The organism is Nostoc sp. JL34, assembly GCF_017114945.1.
GTDB lineage: Bacteria > Cyanobacteriota > Cyanobacteriia > Cyanobacteriales > Nostocaceae > Nostoc.
On record NZ_JABXKQ010000094.1, the window covers coordinates 42,559 to 56,546 of the forward strand.

Sequence of the window (13,988 nt, forward strand, 5' to 3'; positions counted from 1 at the left end):
TTTTCATTGCCTGCTAAACTAAAGCTGGAAGTTAATCACTAAGGTTAGTTCTAAATTTGTCTTTTTTTTAGTAGCATCATAGGATTTTAGGCAAATCATGCCACCGCTATAAGCCAAAATTTTTATAGATACTCACACAGGTACAGTCAAAATGGATATTAAAAATGGCTTTGTCGGGGCTGTTGGCAACACACCCCTGATTCGCTTAAACAGCTTTAGTGAAGAAACAGGATGTGAAATTCTTGGTAAAGCAGAATTCCTCAATCCTGGCGGTTCCGTCAAAGACCGCGCCGCACTTTACATCATCGAAGACGCAGAAGAGAAAGGTCTACTCAAACCTGGTGGCATCGTTGTAGAAGGAACTGCTGGTAATACTGGCATTGGACTAGCACATATTTGCAACGCCAAAGGCTACAAATGCTTAATTATTATTCCCGATACCCAGTCACAAGAAAAGATAGACGCACTGACAGCACTGGGAGCAGAAGTTCGTCCCATCCCTGCTGTACCCTACAAAGACCCGAACAACTACGTCAAGCTATCTGGCAGAGTCGCTGCTGAATTAGAAAATGCCATTTGGGCGAATCAGTTTGACAACTTAGCCAACCGCCGCGCCCACTACGAAACCACAGGGCCGGAAATTTGGACGCAGACAGATGGTAAAATAGATGCATGGACAGCCGCAACTGGTACTGGTGGTACTTATGCTGGTGTGGCGTTGTACTTGAAAGAACAAAATCCGGCGGTTAAATGCGTTGTTGCCGATCCGCTGGGTAGTGGACTTTATAGCTATGTCAAAACCGGCGAAATCAATATAGAAGGAAACTCCATTACCGAAGGTATCGGTAATGGTCGTGTCACAGCCAATATGGAAGGCGCACCTGCTGATGATGCCATCCAAATAGATGACAAAGAAGCTTTACGGGTAGTTTACCAACTACTGAGGAAAGATGGCCTGTTAATGGGCGGTTCAACGGGTATTAATGTTGGGGCAGCTGTTGCCTTAGCGAAGCAGTTGGGCCCAGGACATACCATTGTTACCATCTTATGTGATAGTGGTTCTCGGTATCAGTCGCGGATATTCAACCCTGAATGGCTAGCCTCAAAAGGACTTTCAATAGAGTAGTCATTAGTCACTAGTCATTGGTCATTAGCTTCCGACTTTTGACAAGTGACAAATGACAAAGGACAAAGGACAAATGACCAACATCACTCAACCATCAAACTTGCCGATAATAGACCAACACTCTTCTCCTAAATGTGTGCGGGTTTGTCAAAACCGTACTTGTAAAAAGCAAGGTGCAGTCAAGGTTTTAGCAGCTTTTATAGCTTTGCCAATCCCTGGTGTAACTGTAACGGCTAGCAGCTGTTTAGGACAATGTGGCAATGGGCCGATGGTCATTAGTGTCAACTTAAGGTTAAAACCCATTTGTCAACGATAGGTTTTGTTAGGAACGAAGTATAAAGGTGAACTTTTTTCTGACTTTTATACGCAAGCTGGGAGTGATGCTAATAAACAAAGCATTAATAGTCCCTGAAAAAGTTCGTTTTTTGTCCCTTTCAAACCAAATTGTTAAGCATAAATGCTTATTGACATAGGAAGTTTGAGCTTAACTTGACACCTATGGCCGATGGTACTGGTATTACCCGATATGGTCTGGTATAGCAGTGTTCAGTCGGATGAAGTATCTCTACTGATAGAAAATCATTTGCTAGGTGGTCAAAGAGTCCAACAGATGCTCTATTATCGGTTTCATCCCCAGAAATAAAGCTAAATTTTCAATATCAAGGTCTGCAATCTTGTTGACTGAAGTGAGGCATCCTATGAATATCCAGCAGTTGCGTCAATCCTTAAAACAAAAGTGGCTTATTTACTACAAGCAAAATATTTCCTGGCTGGTCAAAATGCGAATTTGGGCCACTTACGATGGTCTGCGCCGTCCTTTGTCCGGTTTTATTTTGGCAACACTGTCTGTTTTGGAACCCCAGTTTGATGAAATACTTTGTTTTATGCTGGATCTAAATAACGATCCAGATAAAATAGTCGCTGCTTTAGGTCTTAACTTCAATCCTGATGAAGAGTTACGTTTAATAAAATCAGACTATTCCATAGCTACCAGCCAAGCTGAAAATGAGTCGCCAAATGAGAAGTATTCTGAGGATAAACATCTGTCATCGGTTGTAACTGCTACCAAGATTGCGCCTAATTCTCTTGCTAAGACTCTAGACTCCAACTTGCCACGCGCCGATCAACTTGTGCCATCATTTACAGCTACCACTGAGGTAGTTCGGACACGCAAACCTGAGTTAGTAGTTGCATTTGCTACTAGAGTTGCTCCAGATACTCCGGCAAAAACGCCAGCCTCCGGTTTTGTAAGCGAATATCAACCACTACAATCGCCCCTAGAACGCCTCCCTTCAGGAACCTCGCTGACAATGACTGCTGAGGTTAACACCAAATCCAAAACTATGCCATCTGCGGCCGTAGCTACTGAGGTTAAAAGCAATGCGTCATCTAACCGAATCCCTGTAGGTGCATTGCTGGCAATTACTACTGAGATTAACAGTAATGGCAAACCAGTGCGATCGCTAGCAATTACTACTGAGGTTAAAAGCAACGACAAAGATCCGAATATTCAATCACAAGAGGTTAAAAGCAAAGTGAATTTAGCAACCACTAATGCCCGTAGTATAGCTTCTTGGGTAGATGAATTTTGTTACGGCGCTAGGGAAAAAGAGAAGGATATTTTGATTTGAACTGCTTACGGGTACTCGTGAGAAACAAACGGGATTTCTATGACTTCACCCTCAGTTTCTCCCACTTGGACTTTTAAGCCTACACCACCAGCTTTGGTGCGAATGTAACCTAGTCCAAAGTAACCATCAGCGGTTTGGGTGTAACTAGTAAGTTTGCCGACCTTTTCATCTCCAACTGCGATCGCACTTCCAACTTCCACAGGGGCACTGAGGCGAATACCCAAAAGGTGTTGTTTTACACCTTTGTATGTATTTAACCGAGCAATAGTTTCTTGCCCAATATAGCAACCTTTAGTAAAAGAAATTGTTTGCCACAAGCCAACTTCCAGAGGATTGTAATCATCTGTGAGTTCCGCATCTGGGGCGGGGCGGCCTTGTAAGATTCGCAAGGCATCCCAGGCGCGATCGCTCATCTCTACTGCCCCAGCTTCTAACAATTTGTTCCACACCGTTTCTTTGTCAGTATAGGGGAAAGTGAAGGTGTATCCGGGCGCGGCTAACCCGCTACCCACAGCAATCCTCACTCCTTCAGCCGGAGCAATAGTGTATACTTTGTGACTTCCGTAAGGTTGGCCGATGAGTTCGCCAATACCCAACTTTTCTAAAACAGCGTCGCTTCCTGGGCCAATCAGGCTGAAAGTGTTGGTGTATTGGGTAATATCAGATAATTCCACCTTATCGGCATAGAAAATATATTTATCCAGCCATTCCATGAGATATTGGCGGCGGTTGGGTGAAACTAGCAGGATTACCGCATCTTCTCTAACGTAGGCGGTTACTAAATCAATTGTTCTGGCTGTGGAAGTGACAAAAACCGTATCACAACCTTGTCCTGGCTTGAGTATTTGAAAATTGTTAGTACTTTGGTTGTGTAAGAAATTCAGGCGATCGTCGCCAGCTACTTTGATGCGTCCCCAGGCGGTGCGATCGCATATTGCAACCCCAACTCTGGCAGCTTCGATAGCTGCTGCGTCTTTATCGTCAAGTGTAGATGTTGGCATAGCGATGAGAAGTTGCCCTGTTTCAATGTTGTCGCACTGGAAATCTTAGCAAATAAGGGTTTGTGGCTTCAATCTACCTCTGGTTTTCTTGTAGCGTATAATCAAAAGACAGTGCCGAACAATAAAAACTTATGAAACGAACTTTTACTGCAAGCGTATGGCAGGAAGGGAACTGGTTTGTGGCACAGTGTTTGGAGATTGATATTGCTACAGGGCGAGACTGAAACTGAGGCATTGGCTAATCTTGAGGAAGCTTTGTCACTGCATTTTGAACCACCAGTAGCTACTGTTCTTCCTCAAATTAAGACACTTCAGGTAGAAATAGGTGTCGCTTAAACGCCGTAGGCATCACTATTTTTCCACCCCAGCTTGTTTACATCACTTAAGAGTTGCTTCAGCTTGAATTTCTTGAATGATGGTTAAAATTTCCTTTTTCGATTCGATATGTCTTCCTAGAACTTCAGCAGTTGATTCAAGTACCTACTCAGATCATAACTTGGCTAAATTTTGCCGCAAACCCTTCCCAATATATAACTTGAGCAAGGCTTCAAGTGACATATCTTGACTGGCTGCTACTTTTTCGAGTGATCGCAATGTATCTGTTGGTATCTTTATTGATACTGTTTCTGTCGCACGGGGTCTTAAGTGTAGTTTTAGTTCTTCTTCAGGGTTGTTCATATAGCTTTCTTTCAATGCGATTACCTGGATGATTTGTTGATTGGGATGGAGTGCGATCGCCTATAGTATAGCAGTGCAATCACTGAGGTAAATGTTTTCATTAGTAATTTAAGCTGTACGTGCTTTAACTAATCTTTTCCTCACATAATTATGTCCTCTGAACAGTTTCAAGCAGCACACGACAGCATTTACAACACTGGCACACGTCTATTACAGTACCTTCAGGAAATTCGCCAAGGCCGTCTCAGCGAAGGAGACGATACAAAAAGTTTGCAGAATGTTGAGGATGAGATCAACAAAGCCCTACACGCATTGAAAGAGCAGAAGTATCAGGTGGCCGTAATTGCAGCGATGAAAGCTGGCAAAAGTACCTTTTTGAATGCCGTGATTGGTGCTGATATTCTGGCAAGTGAGACAGCCGCGTGTACAATTTGCCGTACAGATGTCCGACATATTCCATCTGGACAAATTCCCAGACTTCTGGAATATCGAGATGGACAAAAACGACCTCTTGTTATTACTGAAGGTGAAGCTGGAGAAATTCAGCAAAAATTTCTGATGCGTACCCGCGAGATTCGAGAGAAAGGCAATCCTGATAAAACTATACGCTTTGAGATAGAACATTCTATCGAAGCTATTAACGATCGAATTGCCAAGTCTAGTTCTACTGAATACCCGAAAACTAATACTCAGGATATCACTGAACTGCTTCCACAAGCAGAGATTCCCAGCAATAATATAAGTATGGGTCTGACTGTACCTAATAATATTCCTATTTTGGGTGGTTTAGCATTCTCTTTTGGAGTACAGCGTCCTTTAGTAGAAGTATTAAGTAAAGTTATTTCAGCACCATTTAAGAGCCATCATTCTACTCAGTTGAAAATTGCTGATCCATACAAAATTAGAGTAGATACTGAAAAAGAGGCTCAAGATATTGGTTGTACTATCAATGAGTTTTGTAGTCCACTTATTCAAAGTTGGTGGATAGATACGCAAGATCAGCTTGTCAGAAACGGAACTTTAATTAGAGAACAGTTAGTTAGGGAAATTCAAGCAGATATTCAAGAAATATCTAATGAACTATCTAAATATGTTGGAGAGTCCTTACAGGTTAAGCTAAATATTAATCCTATTCAGTTTCCCGGATTTGAATTTCAAGGAATAGATGCACAAGTGAAACATCAGGTAGAAGTATTTACAAGGACTCAAACGGAAACCAAGTTCTGCTCAGAATCTAAAATCGAAAAATCAGGTAGCATATGCAAAAGTGATAAAAGTTATACTGAGCAAGTTCCGTATCAAGCTACTATTCAAGTTGAAGATCAACGCTCCTTTTACGAAGTTGATTTGCGCGAAACAACTAAACTAATTAAGCAGAAAATAGACACTCAGGTATCAGGAAGTCAAGAAGTTCTACAACGAACCATTCACAAGCAAGTCTTAGATGACTTTAAGAATGCGGAGCAACAGATCAATAACTATATTAAAAGCTTTCAAGATGAGTTTGACCGCTTGTTGAAAGAGCGGGAGACCAGAGAAGCCGAAGCTGAACAAATTCGTGAAACTCTTAATGTTCAAAAAGTCAAACTGAATGAATACTTGAATGAAGTAACTGCTATTCGAGTATCCTTAGATAATTGGAAGCCATTGCAGAGAATCAGATAGGCGATAGACCTCTCCCACATTCCAGATAGGTTGAAAATAGCTTTGCCTTACTCAATAAGCCCACGCAAGTGGGTTTAGTTCGTGTATTCTATTTTCAGGGCTTCAACTCTCTGGCAATTTAGCAAACGCCTGCTCAACTAACTCTTTTGACTTAGCATCCAAACGCAGCCAATCCACTTCACCGAATTCATCGATTAAACTAGTATCAATATCAGCAACTTCCTTGTGTGGTGTGTATTCAAGAAAACACACTTCATAACACAGTTCCCACAAATCGATACTTGCTTCTTGCTGTTGACGCTGCAAACGTAGATGATATCCTGGATGGGGCATCGGCAGACGAGCCAGAGTTCCTCTGATTTCATCTGCTTCTTGGGGCGTTGCAGTTTCCATTGCTTGCAACAGTTCAGTCACCAATGCTTTGATTTCATCAGTGGTGCTAGGCGGCCAAATCAGGACATCGTGGTAAGTTCCTGTCCAGGAAGATTCATCAAGCTGCTTGCGGATATTGTCGATAACGCGAATGAAAGCAGGTTGCATGAGGATTTCAGCCTGCTGCCATGCAACTGGATTTGTTATTTTAGGTGGCATTGGTAATAAACAGGGGCACTAAAAGAAAAATAAACAGTCTGCGTTTATTAAAAAGCTGCGTTTTTAATCTAAATCTTTTCTCAAGATAGCGGATTTCATTGAAGAAAATTTGGAGATATTTATTACCAGCTGGAAAATTAGGTAATAACTCTGGGGAGGGAATATGATAGGCAAGCTACTAGACCATCGTTACAAAGTAATTCGAGTCCTCGCGATGGGAGGATTTGGTCAAACCTACATTGCCCAAGATACTAGGCGGCCAGGAAATCCCATTTGCGTTGTCAAGCACCTTAAACCCGGAACTGACCCCAGAGTTTTTGATACTGCTAAACGCCTGTTCAATAGCGAAGCCGAAACCTTAGAAAAACTGGGCAACCATGACCAAATACCCCGGCTGCTAGCGTATTTTGACGAAAACCAAGAGTTTTATTTAGTACAAGAATATATTGAAGGACATACCCTAGCTGAGGAACTTATACCTGGTAAGCGTTGGAATGAAAGACAAGTAATTCAACTGTTGCAGGAAGTTCTGGAGATTCTGGAATTTGTTCATCGCCAAGGTGTGATTCACCGCGACATCAAACCGGATAATATCATCCGTCGTGCCTCAGATAATAAGTTAGTTTTAGTTGATTTTGGAGCAGTAAAGCAACTGCGTACACAACTGGTAACAGTAGGCGGACAAGCTTCTGCTACAGTGGTTATCGGTACTCCTGGCTATATGCCCACAGAACAAGGGCAAGGTAAACCCCGTCCCAACAGCGATATCTATTCCCTTGGCATTATTGCTATTCAAGCACTAACAGGATTACAGCCAACAGAATTGCAAGAAGACCCGGAAACGGGGGAAATTATCTGGCGGCATTCAGTAACCGTGAACCATCGACTGGCGGCAGTATTGTCCAAAATGGTGCGTTATCACTTCAAAGACCGCTACCAAAACGCCACGGAAGCACTGCAAGCATGTAAAGACGCGATTAATCCTGTACCTGCACTTTCCACACCTCAAGAAGCCGCCAAAAATTCCAGTTACCAAGCAGTCAAATCCCAGCGTCAAGTATCTCGGCTGCAAACTGTTGCAGTTGCACCAGCAAATCCTGTCAAACCTGCGCGTAAAGACTCTAGTAAATCCGACCCCTGGCCGATATTAATTGGCATATTACTGGCGGGTGGTGCAGCTGCCTTGGTAGCAAATGTATATCCAAATGTGAAAAATTTAGCTTTAAATCTTACAGGTAAAGATACCGTCTTAGCAAATAAATGCTCGGCTGTTGTCGTCGGAAATTCTAATATTCGTTCTGAACCTAGTTCGATAAATTCTGGTAATATTTTGCAAACTGTTGCTGATAATACAAATTTTGAGGTGACTGGCAAGCGGACAAAAGCAGGTTGGATAGAAGTTAAACTTAAATCTGGCCGTTTGGCTTGGGCACACCCGGCTGTGATAGTCAATAATCAAGAATGGGCTTCTTGCCTACGTGAAAAGGGCATTGCAACTAGGATTGTAGATGATAGTACCCTGATTGCGACTCGAACAATTCCTCAGGCAAAACCAAAATCGAGGAATGTCGCAACTCCATTACCAGAAAAGCCGAAAGGGTCAACTGACGCTGCTGAGAAATCAGAACGATCGCAGCCTAATGATAACAGTGCCAATATTATCGAACAAGCAAAAAAGAAGTATGATTCAGGGGATATAATTGGAGCGATCGCACTTTTGAGGTCGATTCCGGCAAATGCTGCTTCTAGTATCCAAGAGACGGGCAAAATGATTGCCCAGTGGCAGGAAGATTGGGCGAAGGCGGAGGCGTTATCTAATGAGATCAACAAAGCAATAGATGATGGTAAATGGGATAAAGTTTTAGATTATAGAAACCATCCAGAAAAGTTGCCTAATACTCAATATTGGCGAAATAGAATAGAACCATTATTTAAACAAGCAGCCGAAAATCTGGCAAAACAGGCACTAACTAAGCTAGAAAATCAAGGTAATCAGAAGAGTACCCAAGAGAAACTTCCCGATACTAAGCAACCTGCCACTACAGAGAGTCCTAATGCTACAGAAACTCCTAAAAGCGGTTTTTAACAGTTAGGAGTGTTTAAGCTAACGGCGAGTCTGTGAATGTAGAATCCCTCGACGGAACAAATGAGCCAAGCGTTATTTGTTCCGTCGGGAGAGGATCAAATTGGCTGTTTGCGCCAATTGCGTTTTTTGAGCTTTGTTTGCCAAGACTCCATGTAGGTGTAGAAAACTGGTGTCAAATAAAGTGTAAGAAACTGCGAGAAGACTAACCCCCCAACTACTGCTAAACCAAGAGGACGGCGTGTATCTGCTCCGGCTCCCAAACCGAGGGCGATGGGTAGCGTACCCATCAGTGCTGCCATTGTCGTCATCATGATTGGGCGGAACCTCACCAAGCAGGCTTCATAGATAGCATCATAGGGGGTTTTGCCGTTGTGACGGGCAATGATTGCAAAGTCAACCATCATGATCCCGTTTTTCTTCACAATGCCAACCAGCAAGATGATGCCCACGAAGGCATAAATATTCAAGTCAACTTGAAACAGCAACAGGGTCAGTATTGCCCCAAATCCGGCAGAGGGTAAGCTAGAAAGGATTGTCAACGGGTGAATGAAGTTCTCGTAGAGAATTCCCAACACGATATAAATCACCAAGATGGCAACCAGCAGTAGCAATCCTAAGCCCTGAATCGAAGATTGAAATGCCTGCGCTGAACCTTGGAAGGCTGTACTAATAGTAGGTGGCAGGGTTTGACGGGCGAGTTGCTCAATTTTACCTGTGACGTTACCGAGAGAAACTCCTGGCTTGAGATTGAAGGAGAAGGTGACAGAAGCAAGTTGCCCTTTGTGGTTGATGGTCAAGGGGCCCACATCTTTGCTCAAGGTTGCTACAGCGTTGAGAGGTACAAGTTGTCCACTGGGGGCCCGAACTGAAAGTAAATCGAGGGCATTGGCATTTTGCTGATATTTTGGTTCCACGCCCATAATTACTTGATACTGGCTATCGGGGGCGTAAATGGTGGAAACTTGGCGAGTGCCATAGGCATTACTCAGGGCAGTTTCGATTTGATTGGCAGTCAAACCTAGAGCCGAAGCGTGGTCGCGGTTGATGTCTACTTTTACTTGAGGATTCTTGATTTGCAAATCGCTGTTAACATCTTGTAAATCTGAGAGCGATCGCAGTTTTTCTTCTAAAACTGGAGCATACTGATAAAGCTCTTCAATATTGGGAGTTTGCAGAGTAAATTGATACTGCGCTTTTGTCTGTTGTCCACCGACATTAATGGCTGGGGGATTTTGTAAGAAAACTTTGATTCCAGGCACAACTGACAACTTCGGTCGGAGTTCCTGCACAACTTCATCAGCACTGAGATGGCGCTCATGGCGTGGCTTGAGTTCGATTAAAATTCTGCCAGCATTAGCGGAAGCATTGGGCCCACCAGCCCCAACACTGGAGTTGATAGAATCGACATTCGGATCGCGATAAGCGATCGCAGCTACAGCCTGTTGATGTTTTACCATCTCATCAAAGGATATATCCTCTGATGCCTGAGTAGTTGCCGTAATTTGCCCAACATCTGCATTGGGAACAAACCCTTTCGGCACAATGATAAATAAATACACCGTTGCTACAAGAATTGCTCCCGAAATCACCATTGTTGTGCGGTGATACTTGAGCGATTTCTTCAAACTCCAATCGTATCCGCCCAAAATTACATTAAAGATATTTTCTGAAAAGTTGTAAAGACGACGGTTGAAATTTTTGATTCGGGACTTGAGACTGGGGACTGGGGACTGGGAGTTAAGAATTTCTCCCTCTCCCCCCTGCTCCTCGATTTCCCCTGCTCCCCCTGCTTCCCCTGCTCCCTCACTCTCTTGCTCATGATGAGGTGGACTTAAGAATCTGGAACACAGCATTGGCGTTAAGCTGAGGGAAATTACACCAGATACCAAGATTGCAACGCTGATAGTAACGGCAAACTCGCGGAACAGCCGCCCCAGAATGCCTTCCATGAATAGTATCGGGATAAATACTGCTACTAAGGAAATGGTCATAGATAAAATTGTGAAACCAATTTCTCTAGAACCATTTAGGGCTGCTTCCATGCGGCTTTCACCGATTTCCATGTGGCGGACAATATTCTCCAGCATGACTACGGCATCATCTACCACGAAACCTACTGAAAGGGTCAACGCCATCAGCGATAGGTTATCGAGGGAGAAACCCAGTAGTACCATGACTCCAAAAGTCGCTACTATCGAAAGCGGTACTGCCAAACTGGGAATGACTGTAGCCGAGATATTGCGGAGAAACAGAAAGATTACCAGCACCACCAGAGCGATGGTAAGCAACAGCGTGAATTGGACATCATCCACCGACTCCCGAATTGACTGGGAGCGATCGTAGAGAATATCCATATTCACAGCCGCCGGAATCTGTGTGCGGAAGGTGGGTAGCAGTTTTTTGATTGCATCCACTACTTGAACGGTATTAGTTCCCGGTTGGCGCTGAATTGCCAGAACGATCGCTCGGACGCCAGAATTTTGGATTTGAGATTTTGGATTTGGGATTGAGGACTTCTCTCCTCCTCCCTGTTCCTTACTCTCTTTCTTGACAGGAAAATACCAACTCGCAATCTTATCATTTTCCACACTGTCGAGGACTTGACCCAGTTCTCCTAACTGCACTGGTGCGCCATTTTGATAAGCCACACTTAGGGAGCGATAGCTGGCGGCATCATTGAGTTGACCGTTTGCTTGGATCGTAGAATTCTGCTGCTGACCGTAAAGTGTTCCGGTAGGTAGATTGACATTTCCATTAGCGATCGCAGTTGCTACTTCATCAATTCCTATCCCTTTGGCACTCAGCGATTCCGGGTCAAGCTGAATTCGTACCGCGTACTTTTGGGAACCGAACACCTGCACTTGCGCTACCCCATCCACCATTGACAGGCGTTGTGCCAGCAATGTCTCAGCATACTTGTCTACAGTTGAGAGGGGCAGAATAGACGAATTGAGGGAGATGTAAAGGACTGGCTGATCCGCCGGATTTACCTTTCGGTAAGATGGGGGATTAGGCATATTAGTCGGTAACTGCTTTGCTCCCTTAGAAATAGCAGACTGCACATCCTGGGCTGCGCCGTCGATATCCCGATTTAGGTCAAATTGCAGTGTCAGCTGTGTGGTACCCAAAGAACTGGTAGAGTTCATCGAACTCAATCCTGCTATGCTAGAAAACTGCTGCTCTAAGGGAGTTGCGACTGAGGCAGCCATCGTTTCTGGACTAGCTCCGGGCAGGTTAGCTGTTACCTGGAGTGTTGGATAATCCACATTAGGCAGGTCGCTAACGGGTAGCTGTTGGTAACTGATCAGCCCAAATATCAAAATGCCAACCATAACGAGGGTTGTCATGATTGGACGGCGGATAAATAGCTCGGAAATGTTCATTGCGCTCCTTTGAATGAGTGCTGTTAGCGGATAACTAGGGTTTAGCCCGTGCTGAGTTAGGAGTCTTGAGTTAGGAGTCTTGAGTTAGGAGTCTTGAGTTAGGAGTCTTGAGTTAGGAGTGCTGAGTTAGGAGTTATTTATTTCTCCTCTGCTCCCCTGCTCCCCTGCCCCCTGCCCCTCTCCTCCCCCGCCCCTTTGCTTCCTACTTCCGGTTTCACTTGGACTGTGGCACCAGCCACTAAGTTGAATTGTCCATCAGTGACTACTTGTTCACCTGGTTTCAACCCTTGCTTAATCACCGTTTCGTTTCCAACGCTGTCACCAACGGTAATTGGACGCATTTCTGCTGTTTTGTCGGGTTTGACTACATACACAAACTGCCCCTGTTGTCCACTCTGTACCGCCTGAGAAGGAACAGTTATGGCATTTGGTTCTTCGCTGAGTTTGAGTACTACATTGACAAACTGCCCTGGAAACAGGCGCTCGTCAGCATTGCTAAAAGTACCCTTAAGTTGAATAGTGCCCGTTTGGGTATTGACTCCACTATCAACAAAGGTGAGTTCGCCTCGTACCGGATGCCCTGCATCTTTAGGAGGTAAAGCATCGACTTTTAACTTACCGTTATTCGCACTGTACTTTTTGATATCTGGCAGTAGTCGCTGGGGAATGGAAAAATTGACGTAAATCGGGCGAATTTGACTGATTGTAATTAGCGGATCATCGGCATTCGCCTGTACCAAGTTCCCTTGATTTAGCTTCAGGCTACCTGTGCGTCCGGCAATTGGTGAGTAGATGGAACTGTAGGAAAGCTGAACTTTGGCATTGTCGATCGCAGCTTCATCTGATGCTACTGCTGCCTGAGCATTTTGTACATCTGCTTGGGCTGCCGCCACTGCTGCTTGAGCATTTGCCACTCCACCTTGATCTGCGTTCACCGTTGCCTGTTGAGCATCAGCACTCGTCTGATATTGTTCGGCTTGCTCTTTACTGATTGCCCCTTGCTTGAGCAAACTACTATAACGTTGAGCTTGGGCATCTGCATTTGTTGCCTGGGCTTTATCCTTCACTACATTAGCTTTTGCCTGGTTCACTTGGGCGATCGCTTTGAGGACATTTGCCTGTGCCTGTTTCACCTGGGCTAAATCTTTAGCTTTAGCAGCATTAGCTTGCATCAGCGCGGCTTGTAGAGGGCGGGAATCAATTTTAAATAACAAGTCTCCTTTCTTAACGTTCTGTCCTTGCTGAAAATAGACGCCAGTAAGTTGTCCGCCTACTTGAGACTTGACAGATACCGTAGAATATGCTTCTACTGTTCCCGTAGCCGATAGCTGTATTGGAATTGTTTTTTGAGTTGCAGTGGCAACCACCACAGGTACAGCTCGTTTTTTTCCTGCTTCTTTTCCACTTGATTGGGCGTCAGTTGCATTACAGGCACTACATAAGTAGGCCAGACTTAACATAAATAGTGAGAACCGCCCTCTTTGAATAATGCTCTGAAAACCAGGAACAGTTTGAGCAGCCAAGGACGAAGGCTTTATCGTCTGAACAGTAGCTAAACAGCGCATATCAACAATCTGGGGGAAAGGGGGAAGCACAGACACGTACTAGCTGGTCATTAAATATCGCATTTTTCGCAAAATGGTTAGTTGCGATGAATTCTAATTAGATGAGCGTAATATTAGTTAAGCTAAACATTAGTGTACTAATAATTGTTTTTTTCGCCTACCCCTTTTGGAAAGAAATTGTTGTTAAACTGTTGTAATTTTATTTTTATATATAGGGTTGTGTAGCAAAAATTGTTTGAGAACCAATGGAATAGCCTAAGCA

Annotated in this window: 11 protein-coding genes and 1 pseudogene; 7 read left to right on the plus strand and 5 right to left on the minus strand. The window is 44.0% G+C overall.

The genetic code is table 11. The features are described 5' to 3' along the window. The first annotated feature begins 151 nt into the window (after window positions 1-151). The 4 genes and pseudogenes from HWQ44_RS17670 (at window position 152) to HWQ44_RS17685 (ending at window position 2,757) form a co-directional block, all read left to right on the plus strand. Complete coding sequence (locus HWQ44_RS17670) at window positions 152-1,126, plus strand: cysteine synthase A (RefSeq protein ID WP_292720994.1); 975 nt, start codon at window positions 152-154, stop codon at window positions 1,124-1,126. 73 nt (window positions 1,127-1,199) lie between these two features. Beyond that, the gene (locus tag HWQ44_RS17675) at window positions 1,200-1,442 is read left to right on the plus strand and encodes a (2Fe-2S) ferredoxin domain-containing protein (RefSeq protein ID WP_292721056.1); all 243 of its coding nucleotides are present in this window, start codon (window positions 1,200-1,202) and stop codon (window positions 1,440-1,442) included. Window positions 1,443-1,628: 186 nt separating this feature from the next. Next, window positions 1,629-1,769: pseudogene (locus HWQ44_RS17680) on the plus strand ((2Fe-2S) ferredoxin domain-containing protein); the annotation flags it as partial. Between the two features lie 55 nt (window positions 1,770-1,824). Further along, entirely contained in the window at window positions 1,825-2,757 is a 933-nt protein-coding gene (locus tag HWQ44_RS17685) for a DUF5331 domain-containing protein (RefSeq protein ID WP_292720996.1), read from the plus strand. 5 nt (window positions 2,758-2,762) lie between these two features. Here the strand turns inward: HWQ44_RS17685 and HWQ44_RS17690 are convergent, their stop codons facing one another. Then, a complete protein-coding gene (locus tag HWQ44_RS17690) occupies window positions 2,763-3,758 on the minus strand; it encodes a folate-binding protein (RefSeq protein ID WP_292720999.1) in 996 nt (331 codons plus the stop codon). Between the two features lie 204 nt (window positions 3,759-3,962). Here HWQ44_RS17690 and HWQ44_RS17695 point away from each other — a divergent pair, with 204 nt between their 5' ends. Then, window positions 3,963-4,094, plus strand: a complete 132-nt coding sequence (locus tag HWQ44_RS17695; RefSeq protein WP_292721001.1) for a hypothetical protein — start codon at window positions 3,963-3,965, stop codon at window positions 4,092-4,094. 153 nt (window positions 4,095-4,247) lie between these two features. On the opposite strand, the gene HWQ44_RS17700 is transcribed toward HWQ44_RS17695, so the two are convergent. After that, on the minus strand, window positions 4,248-4,436 hold the full coding sequence (locus HWQ44_RS17700; protein WP_292721004.1) for a hypothetical protein: 189 nt from the start codon (window positions 4,434-4,436) through the stop codon (window positions 4,248-4,250). Between the two features lie 150 nt (window positions 4,437-4,586). Between HWQ44_RS17700 and HWQ44_RS17705 the strand changes: the two genes are divergently transcribed. Continuing rightward, window positions 4,587-6,101 carry a dynamin family protein gene (locus tag HWQ44_RS17705; protein WP_292721007.1) on the plus strand — a complete coding sequence of 505 codons (1,515 nt, stop codon included), beginning with the start codon at window positions 4,587-4,589 and terminating at the stop codon, window positions 6,099-6,101. A gap of 102 nt (window positions 6,102-6,203) precedes the next feature. Here HWQ44_RS17705 and HWQ44_RS17710 read toward each other — a convergent pair whose 3' ends face one another. Next, complete coding sequence (locus HWQ44_RS17710; RefSeq protein ID WP_292721009.1) at window positions 6,204-6,692, minus strand: hypothetical protein; 489 nt, start codon at window positions 6,690-6,692, stop codon at window positions 6,204-6,206. Between the two features lie 163 nt (window positions 6,693-6,855). Between HWQ44_RS17710 and HWQ44_RS17715 the strand changes: the two genes are divergently transcribed. Continuing rightward, window positions 6,856-8,778, plus strand: a complete 1,923-nt coding sequence (locus HWQ44_RS17715; RefSeq protein WP_292721010.1) for a serine/threonine protein kinase — start codon at window positions 6,856-6,858, stop codon at window positions 8,776-8,778. Window positions 8,779-8,873: 95 nt separating this feature from the next. On the opposite strand, the gene HWQ44_RS17720 is transcribed toward HWQ44_RS17715, so the two are convergent. Further along, window positions 8,874-12,161 (minus strand): efflux RND transporter permease subunit, encoded by a 3,288-nt coding sequence (locus tag HWQ44_RS17720; protein ID WP_292721012.1) that lies wholly within the window; start codon window positions 12,159-12,161, stop codon window positions 8,874-8,876. A 137-nt stretch (window positions 12,162-12,298) separates the two neighbouring features. After that, window positions 12,299-13,756: an efflux RND transporter periplasmic adaptor subunit gene (locus HWQ44_RS17725; protein ID WP_292721014.1), complete on the minus strand. Its 1,458-nt coding sequence runs from the start codon at window positions 13,754-13,756 to the stop codon at window positions 12,299-12,301. Window positions 13,757-13,988 lie beyond the last annotated feature (232 nt).

Excerpts from the sequence above, each read along its gene's own strand:
- HWQ44_RS17670 (WP_292720994.1), top strand. The coding sequence starts at position 152 with ATGGATATTAAAAATGGCTTTGTCGGGGCTGTTGGCAACACACCCCTG.
- HWQ44_RS17675 (WP_292721056.1), top strand. The coding sequence starts at position 1,200 with ATGACCAACATCACTCAACCATCAAACTTGCCGATAATAGACCAACAC.
- HWQ44_RS17685 (WP_292720996.1), top strand. The coding sequence starts at position 1,825 with ATGAATATCCAGCAGTTGCGTCAATCCTTAAAACAAAAGTGGCTTATT.
- HWQ44_RS17690 (WP_292720999.1), bottom strand. The coding sequence starts at position 3,758 with ATGCCAACATCTACACTTGACGATAAAGACGCAGCAGCTATCGAAGCT.
- HWQ44_RS17700 (WP_292721004.1), bottom strand. The coding sequence starts at position 4,436 with ATGAACAACCCTGAAGAAGAACTAAAACTACACTTAAGACCCCGTGCG.
- HWQ44_RS17705 (WP_292721007.1), top strand. The coding sequence starts at position 4,587 with ATGTCCTCTGAACAGTTTCAAGCAGCACACGACAGCATTTACAACACT.
- HWQ44_RS17710 (WP_292721009.1), bottom strand. The coding sequence starts at position 6,692 with ATGCCACCTAAAATAACAAATCCAGTTGCATGGCAGCAGGCTGAAATC.
- HWQ44_RS17715 (WP_292721010.1), top strand. The coding sequence starts at position 6,856 with ATGATAGGCAAGCTACTAGACCATCGTTACAAAGTAATTCGAGTCCTC.
- HWQ44_RS17720 (WP_292721012.1), bottom strand. The coding sequence starts at position 12,161 with ATGAACATTTCCGAGCTATTTATCCGCCGTCCAATCATGACAACCCTC.